At 60.8% G+C, this 14,073-nt stretch carries 11 protein-coding genes; 9 read left to right on the top strand and 2 right to left on the bottom strand.

Going from position 1 to position 14,073, the window contains the following annotated elements; genetic code table 11:
* Positions 1-179 precede the first annotated feature (179 nt).
* The 5 genes from AC6I7Z_RS03505 to AC6I7Z_RS03525 all read left to right on the top strand — a co-directional run bounded on the left by AC6I7Z_RS03505 (position 180) and on the right by AC6I7Z_RS03525 (position 6,483).
* Complete coding sequence (locus AC6I7Z_RS03505; protein WP_497813164.1) at positions 180-1,520, top strand: TolC family outer membrane protein; 1,341 nt, start codon at positions 180-182, stop codon at positions 1,518-1,520.
* Positions 1,517-3,697, top strand: coding sequence for a type I secretion system permease/ATPase (locus tag AC6I7Z_RS03510; protein ID WP_497813165.1), 2,181 nt, complete (start codon positions 1,517-1,519; stop codon positions 3,695-3,697). The genes AC6I7Z_RS03505 and AC6I7Z_RS03510 overlap by 4 nt, the downstream gene beginning before the upstream one ends.
* Positions 3,694-4,914 (top strand): HlyD family type I secretion periplasmic adaptor subunit, encoded by a 1,221-nt coding sequence (locus tag AC6I7Z_RS03515; RefSeq protein WP_497813166.1) that lies wholly within the window; start codon positions 3,694-3,696, stop codon positions 4,912-4,914. The genes AC6I7Z_RS03510 and AC6I7Z_RS03515 overlap by 4 nt, the downstream gene beginning before the upstream one ends.
* A gap of 183 nt (positions 4,915-5,097) precedes the next feature.
* Positions 5,098-6,021 (top strand): agmatinase, encoded by a 924-nt coding sequence (gene speB, locus AC6I7Z_RS03520; RefSeq protein ID WP_048785539.1) that lies wholly within the window; start codon positions 5,098-5,100, stop codon positions 6,019-6,021.
* 54 nt (positions 6,022-6,075) lie between these two features.
* On the top strand, positions 6,076-6,483 hold the full coding sequence (locus AC6I7Z_RS03525) for a YidB family protein (RefSeq protein ID WP_497815391.1): 408 nt from the start codon (positions 6,076-6,078) through the stop codon (positions 6,481-6,483).
* Positions 6,484-6,520: 37 nt separating this feature from the next.
* Here AC6I7Z_RS03525 and loiP read toward each other — a convergent pair whose 3' ends face one another.
* Positions 6,521-7,279 (bottom strand): metalloprotease LoiP, encoded by a 759-nt coding sequence (gene loiP, locus AC6I7Z_RS03530; RefSeq protein WP_497813167.1) that lies wholly within the window; start codon positions 7,277-7,279, stop codon positions 6,521-6,523.
* A 273-nt stretch (positions 7,280-7,552) separates the two neighbouring features.
* On the opposite strand from loiP, the gene tkt reads away from it, so the two are divergent.
* Positions 7,553-9,544 carry a transketolase gene (gene tkt / locus AC6I7Z_RS03535; protein WP_497813168.1) on the top strand — a complete coding sequence of 664 codons (1,992 nt, stop codon included), beginning with the start codon at positions 7,553-7,555 and terminating at the stop codon, positions 9,542-9,544.
* Positions 9,545-9,592: 48 nt separating this feature from the next.
* Here the strand turns inward: tkt and AC6I7Z_RS03540 are convergent, their stop codons facing one another.
* Entirely contained in the window at positions 9,593-10,294 is a 702-nt protein-coding gene (locus AC6I7Z_RS03540) for a bactofilin family protein (protein WP_497813169.1), read from the bottom strand.
* A gap of 338 nt (positions 10,295-10,632) precedes the next feature.
* Between AC6I7Z_RS03540 and epd the strand changes: the two genes are divergently transcribed.
* The 3 genes from epd (at position 10,633) to fbaA (ending at position 14,051) form a co-directional block, all read left to right on the top strand.
* Positions 10,633-11,652 (top strand): erythrose-4-phosphate dehydrogenase, encoded by a 1,020-nt coding sequence (gene epd, locus AC6I7Z_RS03545; protein WP_497813170.1) that lies wholly within the window; start codon positions 10,633-10,635, stop codon positions 11,650-11,652.
* Positions 11,653-11,703: 51 nt separating this feature from the next.
* Positions 11,704-12,867 carry a phosphoglycerate kinase gene (gene pgk / locus AC6I7Z_RS03550; RefSeq protein WP_033752224.1) on the top strand — a complete coding sequence of 388 codons (1,164 nt, stop codon included), beginning with the start codon at positions 11,704-11,706 and terminating at the stop codon, positions 12,865-12,867.
* A 104-nt stretch (positions 12,868-12,971) separates the two neighbouring features.
* Positions 12,972-14,051, top strand: coding sequence for a class II fructose-bisphosphate aldolase (gene fbaA, locus AC6I7Z_RS03555; protein WP_497813171.1), 1,080 nt, complete (start codon positions 12,972-12,974; stop codon positions 14,049-14,051).
* Positions 14,052-14,073 lie beyond the last annotated feature (22 nt).

Consider the following 14,073-nt stretch of genomic DNA (forward strand, 5'->3'; position numbering starts at 1 on the left):
ATGTCTGGCAGGGAAGCATTATCGGGCGCAGGGATGCGCCCCTTTCTCTAACTGACGAGTGGAAAACGATGGATCGGATGCAATCAAGCGCAACATATCGCCGTTCTTTTAAGCTCAGCGTTCTCTGTGCTGGCATCGCTTTTTTTACAACTTCTTCTCTGGCGGCCGGCAGCGACCTGATGCAGTCGGCCAGCCAGATCACCGCCACCGGCCTGGCGAAACAGCAGGATCTTCCCTCATTAACCGGCGAAAGCGCCGAACCGGCGCTGGCGCGCGTGCCCGACTCCCTGACCATCAATCAGGCGGTGCAGCGGGCGATCCAGTGGCATCCCGACATCGCCGAAGCGGTGGGAAAGCTGCTTGAGCAGGCGGATCAGGTGGATGTGGCGAAAGCCAAATACTATCCGCAGATCAGCGGCGGCATGAATAACGGTTACAGCAACAGCTACAGCGAGAAGGGCTACAGCCCCTCGTTCGTGCTGTCGGTGTCGCAGATGCTCTATGACTTCGGCAAGGTCAGCAGCTCGGTGCGCTCCGCCGAGGCGGGCGTCGCCCAGCAGCAGGCCAACGTGCTGGTGAGCATCGACACCGTGGCGCACGACACGGCCGCGGCGCTGGTGCAGGTGCAGGGCTATCAGCAGCTGGTGAAGATCGCCCAGGAGCAGCTATCGGCGCTGATGAAAATCGGCGATCTCGCGCGTCAGCGCAACAATGAAGGCGCCGCCTCGCTCTCCGACGCCACGCAAACCGACGCGCGTATCGAAGGGGCGCGCACCGTGCTGACGCAGTATCAGGCCAACCTCGACCGCTGGCGCGCCACGCTGGCGACCTATCTCGGCTGGCCGCTGGTGAAAAAGGTCAGCGACGACTTTCCCGCCAGCCTGGCGCGTTCCTGCGACGCCGCGAAAAGCGACGACCGCGCTATTCCGGCGGTGCTGGCCGCCTGGGCGCAGGCCAACGAGGCGCAGGCGAAGCTGGACAACGCCAACGCGCAGATGCTGCCCACTATTTCGCTGGAGCCGCAGGTAACGCACTACCTTAACAATCACTACGCCAGCAGCGAGACGCTGGATCGCACGCAATATTCCGCCTGGGTCAAAGTCGAGATGCCGCTCTATCAGGGCGGCGGCATGACCGCCAGCCGCAACGCCGCCGCCAACGCGCTGACCGCCGCCAACGCAGCGGTCAATTCGGCGCGGCTGAAGGCGCGCCAGCAGCTAAACGAATCGCAGAGCCAGTCGCAAAGCCTGGCGCTCAGCCTGGCGATTCAGGCGCGGCAGCAGCGGCTGGGCGAGAAAACCCAGGCGCTTTACCAGGATCAATATCTGCAGCTCGGCACCCGCCCGCTGCTCGACGTGCTCAACGCCGAGCAGGAGGTGTTCCAGACGCGCTTTACGCTGCAGCAAACCATCAGCCAGTTGCGCGCGCTGCAGCTCGACTGCCTTTACAGCACCGGCCATATGCGGTCGGCGTTCGCCCTGAATAATCAGCGGATCCAGTCCGTGGAGATCCAGCCATGACGCAAATGCAGCTTCCAGATTCGCCCGCCGGCAAGCCCGAGGGGGCCGAAGGCGGGGTGCCGCTCCACGGCTGGGCCACAGCCATTATCCTGATCGCCGCGCACTATCGTCTGCCCTGTTCGCCGGGCATGATCCTCGCCGCCAGCGAGTGGCAGGGCAAACAGACGCGCGACAAGGCGCTGCGCCATCTGGCGCGCCAGGCGGGCATGTCGCTGCAGCTTTACCAGGATAATAAGTGGGAGATTAACCACTGGCGGCTGCCGCTGGCGGTCGAGCTGGCGGACGGCCAGGTTGGGGTCATCGTCAGCTTCGACGGCGAAGATGAGGTGCGGGTGCACTTCAGCGGCGACGAGCAGCCGACGCCGCTGGCGCTCGGCACCCTGTTGCCCGACATCCGCTTCGCCGCCGCTTTTCGCCCGCTCACCGCCGCCAAAGACAGCCGCGTCGACCGCTATCTGGAGACCATTAAGCCCGACTGGCTGCGGCGCCTGGTGCTGCGCGATCTGCGCCCCTACGGCTACGTAATGCTGGGCTCCTTCCTGATCAACCTGCTGGCGCTGGTGGGCATTATCTTTTCGATGCAGGTCTATGACCGGGTGATCCCGGCGCAGTCCTACCCCACGCTCTACGTGCTCTACGGCGGGGTGATTATCTCGGTGATCTTTACCTATATTCTGCGCGTCGGGCGCGATCACGTCACCGATCTGCTCGGCAAGCGCGCCGATATGCGCGTCTCCGATCGGGTGTTCGGCCATGCGCTGCGGCTGCGCAACAGCGCGATTCCGCGATCCACCGGCACCTTTATCTCTCAGCTGCGCGAGCTGGAGGCGATCCGCGAAATGGTGACCTCGACCACCGTCAGCTCGATCGTCGATATGCCGTTTTTCCTGCTGTTTATGCTGGTCATGGCGATTATCGCGCCGCAGCTGGCGTGGATCGCGCCGGTGGCGGTGATCCTGATGATCCTGCCCGGCGTGCTGAAGCAGAAAACCCTGGCGCGGCTGGCGCACCAGTCGCTGAAAGAGTCGACCCTGCGCAACGCGGTGCTGGTAGAGAGCGTGCAGGGGCTGGAGGATATCAAGCTGATGCAGGCGGAGGATCGCTTTCTGCAGCAGTGGAACAGCTATATCCGCATCACCGCGCAGTCCGGCGTGGAGATGCGCAAAGTGATGCACTCGCTGATCAGCTGGGGCGTGACGGTGCAGGGGCTGGTCTATGCCAGCGTGATCGTGATCGGCGCGCCGATGGTGATCAACGGCGACATCACCACCGGCGCCATCGTCGCGGCGTCGCTGCTCTCGTCGCGCATGATCGCGCCGATGGGCACCCTGTGCGGCGTGCTGGCGCGCTGGCAGCAGGTCAAGGCGGCGAAAACCAGCCTCGACGCGCTGATGGCGCTGCCGGTCGAGAACAGCAAAGATGAAACCCGCATTCACTGCCCGGTGCTGTTCGGCCACTACCAGTTCAGCGAGGCGATGTTTCGCTACTACAGCGACTCCGCCACCATCGCGCTGCGCATCAAAAGCCTGACCATCAAGCCGGGCGAACGCGTCGCGGTGCTGGGCCGCAACGGATCGGGCAAATCGACGCTGCTGCAGGCGATGATCGGCGGCATGGATCTGGTGGGCGGCGAACTGCGGCTCGACAACCTGAGCCTGCCGCATATCGATCTCGCCGACGTGCGGCGCAACGTCGGCCTGATGACGCAGAACGCGCGGCTGTTCCACGGCACGCTGCGCGAAAACCTGACGATGGGCGCGGCGCACGCCAGCGACGAGGCGATCTTCGCCGCGCTGACGGTGAGCGGCGGCGCCGACTTTATTCGCCGGCTGCCGCTCGGGCTCGATCATCCGGTGATGGAGGGCGGCGTTGGGCTGTCCGGCGGACAGCGGCAGTCGGTGCTGCTGGCGCGCATGCTGCTGCGCGATCCCAATATCGTGCTGCTGGATGAGCCGACCGCCTCGCTGGACGACCATACCGAAAAAGAGTTTATCGAACGGCTCGGCCAGTGGCTCAACGGCCGCACGCTGGTGGTGGCGACCCACCGCGCCGCGATTCTCGCGCTGGTGGATCGCGTGCTGGTATTAAAAGAGGGGCAGCTGGTGATGGACAGCCCGAAAGAGAGCGCGCTGCCGCCTGCGCGGCCGGCGCTCAATCGTCCGGAGGATCAGGCATGAGCGAGCTATCGACTAAACTGCGGCTGGTGGCGCCCGAAGCGGAGACCTCAGACGATCTTAACGGCGATCTGCGCTCGGAAGCCTACTACAGCGGCTCGGTGCGCCTGATCGTCATCAGTTTTTTTCTGCTGATGGCGGGTCTGATCTGGGCATGGTTCGGCGTGCTGGACGAGGTGTCGACCGGCACCGGTAAAGTGATCCCCAGCTCGCGCGATCAGGTGCTCAGCTCGCTGGAAGGCGGGATCCTCGCCGAGCTTAACGTGCATGAAGGGGATCGGGTCGAGGCGGGGCAGATCGTGGCGAAGCTCGATCCGACGCGATCCGTCTCCAGCGTCGGCGAAAGCGCGGCGCGCTATCGGGCCGCGCTGGCGGCCAGCGCGCGGCTCTACGCCGAGGTAAACGATCAGCCTTTGCGCTTTCCCGACGAGCTAAAGGCCTTTCCCGATCTGATCGCCTCGGAAACCCGGCTCTACACCACCCGACGCGCGCAGTTAAAAGACGCGACGGCGCAGATCCAGCAGTCGCTCGGCCTGGCCGACCGCGAGCTGGGCATTACCCAGCGGCTGGCGAAAAGCGGCGCCGCCAGCAGCGTCGAGGTGCTGCGGCTGCAGCGCGACAAGTCCGATCTGGAGCTGAAGCTTACCGATATGCGCTCGCAGTATTACGTACAGGCGCGCGAGGATCTAGCGAAGGCGTCGGCGGAAGCGGACAGCCTGGCGCAAACGGTAAAGGGGCGCGAAGATACCGTCAGCCGCCTGACCCTGCGCTCGCCGATGCGCGGCATCGTGAAAAACATCAAGGTCACCACCGTCGGCGGGGTGATCCCGCCCAACGGCGAGCTGATGAATATCGTGCCGATGGATGACCGCCTGCTGATCGAGGCGCGCCTTTCGCCGCGCGATATCGCCTTTATCCATCCGGGGCAGAAGGCGCTGGTGAAGATCTCCGCCTACGATTATGCGATCTACGGCGGGCTGCACGGCGTAGTGGAGAGCATCTCGCCCGACACCATCCAGGATGAGGTGAAGCCGGAGATCTACTACTATCGCGTCTTTATCCGCACCGATACCGACTACGTGCAGAACAAAGCGGGACGCCGCTTCGCCATCAGTCCCGGCATGGTCTCGACGGTCGATATCAAGACCGGCGAGAAAACGGTGATGGACTATCTGGTCAAGCCGTTTAACCGCGCCAAAGAGGCGCTGCGAGAACGTTAATGCGATCTCAACAAACGCGTTTCCGGCGCGTCGCGCATTGCAGCGCGCGCCGAACTCCGCAATAATTGCGTACACTGCGGCAACGCAACTATCCCTTCCTCGTCGGGCTTAACGACGCGGAGGGGATTTTTTTTATCTGGCCTTCACCTGTAACTTAATGCCATGCGGCAGCGAGGATGATTTATGTATAACACCCTGGGCAATCAGTACGACAATTCGCTGGTTTCAAACGCCTTCGGCTTCATGCGTTTTCCGGTCAACTTCCAGCCTTACGACAGCGACGCCGAGTGGGTCATCACCGGCGTGCCTTTCGACGCCGCGACCTCTGGCCGTCCGGGGAGCCGTCTGGGACCGGGCGCGATCCGTCAGATCTCCACCAACCTCGCCTGGGAAGGGTGCCGCTGGCCGTGGCAGTTCGATCTGCGTCAGCGTCTTAACGTGGTGGACTGCGGCGATCTGGTTTACGCCTTCGGCGATTCGCAGGATCTCTCTGACAAATTACAGGCGCACGCGGAAAAACTGCTGGCGAACGGCAAGCGCATGCTGACCTTCGGCGGCGATCACTACGTTACGCTGCCGCTGCTGCGCGCTCATGCAAAACATTTCGGCAAGCTGGCGCTGGTGCATTTCGACGCCCATACCGATACTTACTCCAACGGCCCGACGTTCGATCACGGCACCATGTTCTTTACCGCGCCGCAAGAGGGGCTGATCGATCCGCAACACTCAGTGCAGATCGGCATCCGCACCGAGTTTGACAAGAGCCTCGGCTTTAACGTGCTGGATGCGGCGCAGGTCAACGATCGCAGCGTCGACGATATCCTGGCGGAAGTGAAGCGCACCGTCGGCGATATGCCGGTATACCTGACCTTCGACATCGACTGTCTCGATCCGGCGCACGCGCCCGGCACCGGCACGCCGGTGATTGGCGGCCTGACCACCGATAAGGCGACCAAACTGGTGCGCGGCCTGCAGGGCCTGAACATTGTCGGCATGGATCTGGTGGAAGTGGCGCCAGGCTACGACCACGCCGATCTCACCTCGCTGGCCGCCGCCACGCTGGCGCTTGATATGCTGCACGTGCAGGCGGCGAACAAAGGCGAATAACCCCTGGATCCGGGCGCACTCGCGCGCCCGGTTTTAACCGTAACGGAGAGCATGATGGGATTACTTGATGAATTAGTCGGCGCCTTAGGCAACGGCAACGAACGCAATACCTTAGGCGAACTGCAGGCGGTCTGGAACTGGGTGCAGGAGCAGGGCGGGGTGCAGGTGCTGCTGCAGAAGTTCCAGCAGGGCGGCCTGGGCGAAATTTTAAGTTCATGGATTGGCACCGGCAGCAACCAGTCGGTCAGCGGCGGGCAGCTGCAGTCGGCGTTCGGCGAAGAGGCGATGCAGTCGCTGGCGCAGAAGCTGGGCACCGACGTGAACGGCGCCTCGGGCAAACTGGCGGAGCTGTTGCCGCACCTGGTTGACCGCATGTCGCCGCAGGGGCAGATGGACGATCAATCCCTGCACGACAAGCAGCGCGATCTGGGATCGATGGTCGATCAGCTTTTCAAGCGCTAGTTCCCACGCGCGCCGCCGCAGGGCGGCGCGCGCTCGCTTATTTTCCGGCGTCCGCCGCGATGCGTTCGCGAATATGCTGCGCGCGCGCCTCGGAGTCGGGATGCGAATCAAACAGGCTGCTCTGTTGGCCCTGCTGCATTTTCGCCAGCTTCTCAAAGCTGGTCGCCAGCCCCATCGGATCGATGCCGCGTTTCTTCAGTAGATCGTAAGAGTAGTCATCCGCCTGCGACTCCTGGGTTTGCGAGAACTGCGCGTTGACCAGCTTTTCGCCCAGATCCCCCAGCTGCGACTGCGACAGCGAGCCGATCACGCCGCCGACAGACGCGGCCGCGGTGCGCGCCGCCGTGGTGCCGAAGGCGACCTGCATCGCCTTGCGCGTGTGACCTAGCGCGACGTGGCCCATCTCATGCCCCAGCACCCCCTCGACCTCGTTATCATCCATCATATCCATCAGGCCGCTGTAGACGCGGATGCAGCCGTTGGCCATCGCCCAGGCGTTAACATCTTTGGTGACGTAGACGCGATAGTTGGCCGGCGTGCCGTTGATGTTGTCGCCCAGCGCGGCGGCGATTTTGTTCAGGCGCTGCTGGTAGGTGCTGTCGGCGGGCGCGAGCTGGTTCTCTTTATCCATCTGCGCGCAGGATTGATCGCTGAGCTGCTTTACCTGCTCATCGTTAAGGGTGTAGGCCTGAAAAGCCTGCGCGCCCGACTGCAGCAGCGCGTTGTTGTCCATGCCCTGGCAGCCGCTGAGCAGCGCCGCGAGGCTGATTGCCATGATGCCTGTCTTAATCGTCATGCGTACATCCTGTGGGTAACAAGGTCAGAAAAGCAGGTATCTGAAAAAGGGTCAGATACGGTAAAGAGTGGGTTATAGCCTGTCGACGGCCACTTCGCTAGCAGACATTGCCGTAAATGCCAGACGGAGCGGCGACATTTAGCACGGCGCGGCATGTACTTTTGCCCCGATTTTCATGTACATTGATGAGCGACTTTTTCCTTGTTTTGCCTAATAAACCATTAATAACAATGCGTTAAACAGGCGAATCATTCATCCGACCTGGAGTAGAACATGCCCTCTCGTAAAGAGCTTGCCAACGCCATTCGCGCGTTAAGTATGGACGCAGTACAGAAAGCCAAATCGGGACATCCGGGGGCCCCGATGGGTATGGCAGATATTGCCGAGGTGCTGTGGCGCGGCTACCTGAACCATAACCCGACCAACCCGCTGTGGGCCGATCGCGACCGCTTCGTGCTCTCCAACGGCCACGGCTCGATGCTGATTTACAGCCTGCTGCACCTCACCGGCTACGATCTGCCGATGAGCGAGCTGCAGAACTTCCGCCAGCTGCATTCAAAAACTCCAGGTCACCCGGAATACGGCTACACCCCAGGCGTGGAAACCACCACCGGCCCGCTGGGCCAGGGCATCGCCAACGCAGTGGGCTTCGCCATCGCCGAGCGCACGCTGGCGGCGCAGTTCAACCGTCCGGGCCACGACATCGTCGATCACAACACCTATGTGTTTATGGGCGACGGCTGCATGATGGAAGGCATCTCGCACGAAGTCTGCTCGCTGGCCGGCACCCTGAAGCTGGGCAAACTGGTCGCCTTCTATGACGACAACGGCATCTCTATCGACGGTCATATCGACGGCTGGTTCACCGACGACACCGCGAAGCGCTTTGAAGCCTACGGCTGGCACGTGGTGCGCGGCGTAGACGGCCACGACGCGGACGCTATCGCGAAGGCGATCGACGAAGCGAAAGCGGTGAGCGATAAGCCTTCGCTGCTGATGTGCAAAACCGTTATCGGCTTCGGCTCGCCGAACAAAGCGGGCACTCACGATTCACACGGCGCGCCGCTGGGCGACGACGAAGTGGCGCTGACCCGCAAACAGCTGGGCTGGGCGCACGCGCCGTTCGTGATCCCGTCAGAGATCTACGCCGAGTGGGACGCGAAAGAAGCGGGTCAGGCGAAAGAGGCGCAGTGGAACGAGAAATTCGCCGCCTACGCGCAGGCGTTCCCGGAGCTGGCCGCCGAGTTCAAACGTCGCGTCAGCAACGAGCTGCCGGCTAACTGGCAGGAAGAGTCGCAGAAATTCATTGAACAGCTGCAGGCGAACCCGGCGAAAATCGCCAGCCGTAAAGCCTCGCAGAACGCTATCGAAGCGTTCGGCAAGCTGCTGCCGGAATATCTGGGCGGCTCTGCCGACCTGGCGCCGAGCAACCTGACCATGTGGTCTGGCTCTAAGCCGATCAACGTTGACCTGGCGGGCAACTATATTCACTACGGCGTGCGCGAGTTCGGTATGACCGCCATCGCCAACGGCATCGCGCTGCACGGCGGCTTCCTGCCTTACACCGCAACTTTCCTGATGTTCGTGGAGTATGCGCGCAACGCGGCGCGTATGGCGGCGCTGATGAAGATCCGTCAGATCATGGTCTATACCCACGACTCCATCGGTCTGGGCGAAGATGGCCCGACGCACCAGCCGGTCGAGCAGCTGGCCAGCCTGCGCACCACGCCGAACATGAGCACCTGGCGCCCGTGCGACCAGGTAGAGTCAGCGGTGGCGTGGAAATACGCTATCGAGCGCAAAGATGGCCCGAGCGCGCTGATCTTCTCTCGCCAGAACCTGGCGCAGCAGGAGCGTACGCCTGAGCAGCTGGCGAACATCGCGCGCGGCGGCTACATCCTGAAAGATTGCGACGGTCAGCCGGAGGTGATCCTGATCGCCACCGGTTCTGAAGTTGAGCTGGCGGTCGCGGCTTACGACAGGCTGAGCAGCGAAGGCATCAAAGCGCGCGTGGTTTCCATGCCTTCTACCGACGCCTTCGACAAGCAGGATGCTGCCTACCGCGAAGCGGTGCTGCCGAAAGCGATCGGCGCGCGCGTCGCTATCGAAGCGGGCATCGCCGACTACTGGCAGCGCTATACCGGCCTGCACGGCGCGGTGGTCGGCATGACCACCTTCGGCGAATCTGCACCGGCTGAGAAGCTGTTCGAGGTGTTTGGTTTCACCGTTGACAACGTTGTGGCGCAGGCGAAAGCGGTACTGTAAGTGCCTGGGGTTCGCCCGCGCAGGCGGGCGAACCCGATAAAGCGACGGCTACAGCAGCGTCGCTTTATGCAGTTGAAATGCCTGACTGGCGGAGGCAGGTGCGTCGGTCAGGAGACTCTCTTTCGTCTCCTGTTGCCAGGGAACGGAAGAGCCGTAGAAGCGTCCCTGATGATGTACCGACAGCGATTCGCACTCGATGGTACCCTCCATAAACCCTTCGGCATTAACCGCCACTTCGTTACTGTGACACAGCCCTTTCAGCTCGCCGCTGATCTCTGTGCGCTGCGCATAGATCTCGCCGTCGACCCGTCCCTGTTTCTGCACCACCACGGTTTTTTCCGCCGTGATTTTGCCGCTTACGCTGCCGCTGATATGGACATCGCCCTTTGCGGTGATCTCGCCGACGATGGCGCAGGTGTCCGGGATGGTGGTGACGTTGCCAGGCGCTGCCTTCACCACGGTGGCGACAGAGACGCTCTCTTCAAGATCGTCCACTGGCGGCGTGGTTGCCGTCGTAGGGGTATCGGTGTAGCTGGCGTTAAAACTGTTCTCTTTGCGTTTAAACATGGTTATTCCCTTCTTTAATCTTAATCCTCTGGAAGCCGCCCTGGCGATAAACGCAACCGCGACTGCCAGCAGCAGTCCGCGATGCTGGTACATCAGCTTCAGCGTAACGCTCCAGCTCAGCAGGTAGATCGCCAGAGCGGAGGCCCAGATAAACCAGAGATACCAAAGCAGGTTGTAGTTCATAGGTTGTCTGCTGTAAGGAAGCGCCCGTTGCCGCTCTTCGGCCGGGTGGCGCTAAGCAGGGTTACTTTACTAAAGCGGATCGCGTCTGGCGCTCGTTTTTTATCCATAGTGGTGAAGCAAGTGTGATCCTGGTCAGATTTTTAAATTCTGTTTTGATCTGACGCATTCCAATTATTACCGCTTCTCTTTATTGTAGCTGAACCGTTTCAGTTCGCGCTGCGACGGCGTTTTTTCCGACGGCATGCTGTTGCAAAAGCGCGAGAATTTCCTGTACAAACGTGAACGTCTGGCTCAGGCTAACGGTCCGATTTTGCACTGAATTTAACTGCTGGGGTGATATGACGGTTCGCATTGCCATTAATGGATTTGGTCGCATCGGACGCAACGTGCTGCGCGCGCTCTATGAAACCGGGCGGCGAGCAGAAATCACGGTGGTGGCGATTAACGAACTGGCGGAGGCGGCCGGCATGGCGCATCTGCTAAAGTACGACACCAGCCACGGCCGCTTCGCCTTTGACGTGCGTCAGGAGCGCGATCTGCTGTGGGTCGGCGACGATACCATCCGCATTCTGCATCACGCCGCTATCGACGCGCTGCCGTGGCGCGAGCTTAACGTCGACGTGGTGCTGGAGTGCACCGGCGTCTACGGCAGCCGGGCGGACGGCGAGGCGCATCTGCAGGCGGGCGCGAAGAAAGTGCTTTTCTCCCATCCGGGCGGCAGCGATCTCGACGCCACCGTGGTGTTCGGCGTGAACGAACAGGCTCTTAAACAAACTGACCGCATCGTCTCCAACGCCTCCTGCACCACCAACTGCATTATCCCGGTGATCAAGCTGCTGGACGACGCCTTCGGCATCGAGTCGGGCACCGTAACCACCATCCACTCGGCGATGCACGATCAGCAGGTCATTGACGCCTATCACAGCGACCTGCGCCGCACGCGCGCCGCCAGTCAGTCGATTATTCCGGTCGACACCAAACTGGCCGCCGGGATTAGCCGTATTTTTCCGAAATTCGCCGATCGCTTCGAAGCGATTGCGGTGCGTGTGCCTACTATCAACGTGACGGCTATCGATCTCAGCGTCTCCGTGCGCCAGGCGGTAAGGGCCTGCGAGGTCAACGCGCTGCTGCAAAACGCGTCAGAAGGGGCATTTCGTGGTATAGTTGACTATACGGAATTACCGTTAGTCTCAGTAGATTTTAACCACGATCCGCACAGTGCCATTGTGGACGGCACGCAGACGCGGGTCAGCGGTCAGCACCTGATCAAGACCCTGGTCTGGTGCGACAACGAATGGGGCTTTGCTAACCGAATGCTCGACACGACGTTAGCGATGGCCGCAAGCGGTTTCAGGTAAGGCGCGGTTTGCGCCTGGCAAAACTTATGAGAATCAACGAGAGGGTTCACCATGTCTGTAATTAAGATGTCCGATTTGGATCTGGCTGGTAAGCGCGTTCTGATCCGTGCCGATCTCAACGTACCAGTAAAAGAAGGGAAAGTGACGTCAGACGCACGTATCCGTGCTTCTCTGCCTACCATCGAATCGGCGTTGAAACAGGGCGCAAAAGTGATGGTCACCTCTCACCTGGGTCGCCCGACTGAAGGTGAATACAACGAAGAATTCTCCCTGCTGCCTGTTGTTAACTATCTGAAAGAAAAACTGAACGGTACTAACGTTACCCTGGCGAAAGACTACCTCGACGGCGTTGAGGTCGGCGCGGGCGAGCTGGTGGTGCTGGAAAACGTTCGCTTTAACAAAGGCGAGAAGAAAGACGACGAAGCGCTGTCGAAAAAATATGCCGCGCTGTGCGACGTCTTCGTGATGGACGCCTTCGGCACCGCGCACCGCGCGCAGGCCTCGACGCACGGCGTCGGCAAATTCGCGCCGATCGCCTGCGCAGGCCCGCTGCTGTCAGCCGAGCTGGAAGCGCTGGGTAAAGTGATGAGCAACCCGGAGCGTCCGCTGGTAGCAGTGGTCGGCGGCTCAAAAGTGTCGACCAAATTCGACGTGCTGCAGTCGCTGGTGAAAATCGCTGACACCGTTATCGTCGGCGGCGGCATCGCCAACACCTTCGTCGCTATCGACAACAACGTCGGCAAATCGCTCTATGAGCCGGACTTCGTCGAAGCGGCAAAAGGCCTGCGCGACCAGTATGGCATTCCGGTGCCAACCGACTCGCGCGTCGGCACGGAATTCTCTGAAACTGCGCCGGCAACGGTGAAAAAGGTTTCCGAAGTGGCGGATAACGAAGAGATTATGGACTTCGGCGACGAAACCGCGCAGGCGATGGCGAAAGTGCTGAAAGAAGCCAAAACCATTCTGTGGAACGGTCCGGTCGGCGTGTTCGAGTTCCCGAACTTCCGTAAGGGCACCGAGATCGTGGCGAACGCCATTGCAGACAGCGAAGCTTTCTCTGTTGCAGGCGGCGGCGATACCCTGGCGGCTATCGACCTGTTCGGCATCGAAGACAAAATCTCTTACATCTCTACCGGCGGCGGCGCGTTCCTGGAGTTCGTCGAAGGCAAAAAACTGCCTGCGGTCGCCATGCTTGAAGAGCGTGCTAAGCAGTAATCCTTTGGGGGCGACGCCTGGCGCGTCGCCTGAAGACTTGCCCCGTTGGGCGTTTAAAGCGCTGTCCCCACAGGGGATAGTCGGTCACGAAACAGGACACAATCATGTCTAAAATTTTTGATTTCGTTAAACCCGGCGTTGTCACTGGTGATGACGTTCAGAAGATCTTCCAGGTAGCGAAAGAGAACAAATTCGCGCTGCCAGCGGTAAACTGCGTCGGCACCGACTCAATCAACGCCGTGCTGGAAGCCGCCGCGAAAGTAAAAGCGCCGGTTATCGTCCAGTTCTCTAACGGCGGCGCCGCGTTTATCGCCGGCAAAGGTTTCAAAACCGACAAGCCGCAGGGCGCAGCCATTTTCGGCGCTATCTCAGGCGCGCATCACGTTCACCTGATGGCTGAACAGTATGGCGTGCCGGTTATCCTGCACACCGACCACTGCGCGAAAAAACTGCTGCCGTGGATCGACGGTCTGCTGGACGCAGGCGAAGCGCACTTCCAGAAAACCGGCAAACCGCTGTTCTCTTCTCACATGATCGACCTCTCTGAAGAGTCGCTGGAAGAGAACATCGAGATTTGCAGCAAATACCTGGCGCGCATGGACAAACTGGGCATGACGCTGGAAATCGAGCTGGGCGTGACCGGCGGTGAAGAAGATGGCGTGGACAACAGCCACGTTGACGCTTCCGCCCTCTACAGCCAGCCGGAAGACGTAGACTACGCCTACACCGAGCTGAGCAAAATCAGCAAGCGCTTCACCATCGCCGCCTCTTTCGGCAACGTGCATGGCGTTTACAAGCCAGGCAACGTCAAACTGACCCCGACCATTCTGCGCGACTCGCAGAAATACGTCTGTGAGAAACATGGCCTGCCGCACAACGCGCTGGACTTCGTTTTCCACGGCGGTTCCGGTTCTTCCGCAGCGGAAATCGAAGAGTCGATCAGCTACGGCGTGATCAAAATGAACATCGATACCGACACCCAGTGGGCAACCTGGGACGGTATTCTGCAGTACTACAAAAAGAACGAAGAGTACCTGCAGGCGCAGCTCGGCAACCCGCAGGGTCCGGACAGCCCGAACAAGAAATACTACGATCCGCGCGTCTGGCTGCGTGCGGCGCAGGCCTCAATGGTCATGCGCCTTGAGCAGGCTTTCAAAGAGCTGAACGCTATCGATCGTCTGTAATCCGCTTCGCGGGTTAATCAAC

The organism is Pantoea sp. X-Soil-MYKO-1289, from assembly GCF_059730625.1.